The sequence below is a fragment of the Mycobacterium sp. TH-M116 genome, from assembly GCF_057473685.1.
The window spans coordinates 1-3,504 of record NZ_JBYCLC010000193.1 but is presented as its reverse complement, the minus strand read 5'-3'; the positions used below and the strand labels follow the sequence as shown (position 1 = coordinate 3,504).

Sequence of the window (3,504 nt, the reverse complement as noted above, 5' to 3'; positions counted from 1 at the left end):
GTGGAACTGCTCAACGTCGAACAGGTCGTGATCCGAGGGCGGCTGACGCTGGGCGTGCTGGTGTCCTGCCCCGCCGAGGTCGCCGACAGCACGGCGTTGCGGGGCGACGTCGAATCGGCCATCGTCGGGCTCGGGCTCGACGTCAGCATCGAGCGCAGCGACGACGTGCCGATCATCCGGGATCCGTCCAGTCACACCATCTTCGTGCTGGGCCGCCCGATCACGGCCGGCGCGTTCAGCGCGGTCGCCCGCGAGCTCGCGGAGCTGGGCGTCAACATCGACCTCATCCGCGGTGTCTCCGACTACCCCGTCACCGGCCTGGAGCTGCGGGTCTCGGTGCCCCCGGGAGCCGACGCCGCCCTGCGTGCCGCCTTGAACCGCGTGTCCTGCGCCGAGCGTGTCGACGTGGCGGTCGAGGTGTACAGCCTGGAGCGGCGCTCCAAGCGGCTGATCGTGTTCGACGTCGACTCCACCCTGGTCCAGGGTGAGGTGATCGAGATGCTGGCGGCACGGGCGGGCGCCGAGGGTGCCGTCGCCGCGATCACCGAGGCCGCCATGCGCGGCGAGCTGGACTTCGCGGAGTCGCTCCAGCAGCGGGTGGCGACCTTGAAGGGCCTGCCCGCCACGGTGATCGACGAGGTCGCCGACCAGCTCGAACTGATGCCCGGCGCCCGGACCACGCTGCGCACGCTGCGGCGGCTAGGTTACCGCTGCGGCGTGGTGTCCGGGGGTTTCCGGGGCATCATCGACCCGCTGGCCCACGAGCTGATGCTCGACTTCGTCGCCGCCAACGAACTGGAGATCGTCGACGGCACCCTCACCGGGCGGGTCGTCGGCCCGATCGTCGACCGGGCCGGCAAGGCCGCGGCGCTGCGGGACTTCGCGGAGCAGGCCGGGGTGCCGATGGCCCAGACCGTCGCCGTCGGCGACGGCGCCAACGACATCGACATGCTGGCCGCCGCTGGGCTGGGCATCGCGTTCAACGCCAAGCCGGCGCTGCGCGAGGTCGCCGACGCCTCGTTGAGCCACCCCTACCTGGACACGGTGCTGTTCCTGCTGGGCATCACCCGCGGCGAGATCGAGGCCGCCGACGCGGTCGACGGCGAGGTCCGCCGCGTGGAAATACCCTCCGACTGAGCTGGTCGCGGGGCTGGGCGCCCCGGCACCCGCGGCGGCGCCGCGGTACGGCACGATGAACGGGTGCCCCAGAACGGAAGCGAGTCGGCCGACCCCGATCTGCTGCTCGAGTTCAGGAACGTCTCGCTGCGCCGGGATGGGCGCATCCTGGTCGGGCCGCTGGATTGGGCGGTCGAGCTGGACGAACGCTGGGTGATCGTCGGCCCCAACGGGGCCGGTAAGACGTCGCTGCTGCGCATCGCGGCGGCCGCCGAGCACCCGTCGTCGGGCATCGCCTTCGTACTGGGGGAGCGGCTGGGCCGGGTCGACGTGTCCGAGTTGCGCTCCCGGATCGGGCTGAGCTCGTCATCGCTGGCGCAGCGGGTGCCCGGCGAGGAGCTGGTGCGCGATCTGGTGGTCTCGGCCGGCTACGCGGTACTGGGCCGCTGGCGCGAGCGCTACGAGGACGTCGATTACCGCCGGGCGGTCGACATGCTGGAAAGCCTCGGCGCCGAGCACCTCGCCGACCGTACCTACGGCACCCTCTCGGAGGGCGAGCGCAAGCGGGTGCTGATCGCGCGGGCGCTGATGACCGATCCGGAGCTGCTGCTGCTCGACGAGCCCGCCGCCGGCCTGGACCTGGGCGGCCGCGAGGAGCTGGTGGCGCGCCTGGCCGACCTGGCCGCCGACCCCGACGCCCCTGCGCTGGTCCTGGTCACCCACCACGTGGAGGAGATTCCGCCCGGCTTCAGCCACTGCATGCTGTTGTCGGAAGGCCGGGTGGTCGGCGCCGGCTTGCTGCCAGAGGTCCTGACCGCGGAAAATCTGTCCACCGCGTTCGGCCAGTCGATCGCCCTGGACGTCATCGACGGACGGTATTTCGCGCGGCGCGTCCGCGGCCGCGCGGCCCATCGGAGGCAACTATGACGTCATCAGCCCAGTCCCCTCTTTTTCCGCGTCCCGCGGCCACCGTGATGCTGGTCCGCGACGCCGAGCGCGATTCGCGGGAAGGCCTGGACGTCTTTCTGATGCGTCGGCACGCGAAGATGCATTTCGCCCCCGGAACGATGGTGTTTCCCGGCGGCGGTGTCGATGAACGCGACCGCAACGCCGGGTTGGCGCGGCGGGGCGCCTGGGCCGGACCGCCGCCGCAGTGGTGGGCCCAGCGCTTCGGCATCGACACCGACCTCGCCGAGGCGCTGGTCTGCGCCGCGGCCAGGGAGACCTTCGAGGAATCGGGGGTGCTGTTCGCCGGGCCGGTCGGCCAGTCCGGTCCGGCGCCGGACGGGATCGTCGGCGACGCCTCGGTGTACCGCGACGCCCGCCGGGCGCTCGCCGACGGGACACTGTCGTTCGCCGACTTCCTGCGCGAAGAGAAGCTGGAACTGCGCTCCGACCTGATGCGGCCGTGGGCCAACTGGGTCACCCCGGAAGCCGAACGCACCCGCCGATACGACACATATTTCTTCGTGGCGGCCCTGCCGGACGGCCAGCGCGCCGACGGCGACAACACCGAGTCCGACCTCGCCGGCTGGACGACGCCGCAGGCGGCCATCGATGACTTCGCCGCCGGCCGCAACATCCTGCTGCCCCCGACCTGGACGCAGCTCGACTCGCTGTTGGGCCGGACCGTCGCCGACGTGCTGAGCCTCGAACGCAAGATCGTCACAGTGCAGCCGAACCTCGAGATCCAGGGTGACAACTGGGTTTTCGAGTTCTTCGATTCCGACCGCTATCACCGGGCCCGGGAGTCGGGCGGGCTGAAGTGGCCGCGTTGAGGGAGTTCGTCACCGTCGTGGCCGGCGACGGGCCGGCGGCGGGACTGGCCACGCTGGTGATCTCGAGGCCACCCACCAACGCCATGACGCGGCAGGTCTACCGGGAAATCGCGGCTGCGGCCACCGAGGTGGCGGGGCGCGACGACGTCGCCGCGGTGATCCTGTTCGGGGGTCACGAGATCTTCTCGGCCGGCGACGACATGCCCGAGTTGCGGACGCTGACGGCGCCGGAGGCCGACACCGCGACCCGGGTGCGCCGCGCCGCGATCGACGCGGTCGCGGCCATCCCCAAGCCCACCGTGGCGGCGATCACCGGGTATGCGCTGGGCTCCGGCCTCACGCTGGCCCTGGCCGCCGACTGGCGCGTCAGCGGCGACAACGTCAAGTTCGGGGCCACCGAGATCCTGGCCGGCCTGATCCCAGGAGGCGGCGCATGGGAGCGGCTGACCAGCGCGATCGGCCCGAGCAGGGCCAAGGAACTCGTGTTCAGCGGCCGCTTCGTCGCCGCCGAGGAGGCGCTGGCGCTGGGGCTCGTCGAGGAGACGGTGGCCCCGGACGAGGTGTATGACGCCGCGGCGGCCTGGGCGGGGCGTTTTCTCGACGCGCCACC

4 protein-coding genes are annotated in these 3,504 nt (G+C 71.8%); all 4 read left to right on the top strand.

What is annotated here, in order from left to right; genetic code table 11:
- Window positions 1-1,137 (top strand): phosphoserine phosphatase SerB (gene serB, locus AC2VOK_RS09730; RefSeq protein ID WP_428900288.1); only part of this gene is annotated, 1,137 nt, incomplete at its 5' end.
- A 63-nt stretch (window positions 1,138-1,200) separates the two neighbouring features.
- Window positions 1,201-2,043 (top strand): ABC transporter ATP-binding protein, encoded by an 843-nt coding sequence (locus tag AC2VOK_RS09725; RefSeq protein ID WP_428900287.1) that lies wholly within the window; start codon window positions 1,201-1,203, stop codon window positions 2,041-2,043.
- Window positions 2,040-2,894, top strand: coding sequence for an NUDIX hydrolase (locus AC2VOK_RS09720; RefSeq protein ID WP_428900286.1), 855 nt, complete (start codon window positions 2,040-2,042; stop codon window positions 2,892-2,894). The genes AC2VOK_RS09725 and AC2VOK_RS09720 overlap by 4 nt, the downstream gene beginning before the upstream one ends.
- Window positions 2,891-3,504: enoyl-CoA hydratase (locus AC2VOK_RS09715; protein WP_428900285.1), on the top strand; the 614-nt coding region annotated here is incomplete at its 3' end. The genes AC2VOK_RS09720 and AC2VOK_RS09715, both read left to right, overlap by 4 nt.

Bases quoted from the DNA above. Each gene is read 5' to 3' on its own strand.
- AC2VOK_RS09720 (WP_428900286.1), top strand. From the start codon at position 2,040: ATGACGTCATCAGCCCAGTCCCCTCTTTTTCCGCGTCCCGCGGCCACC.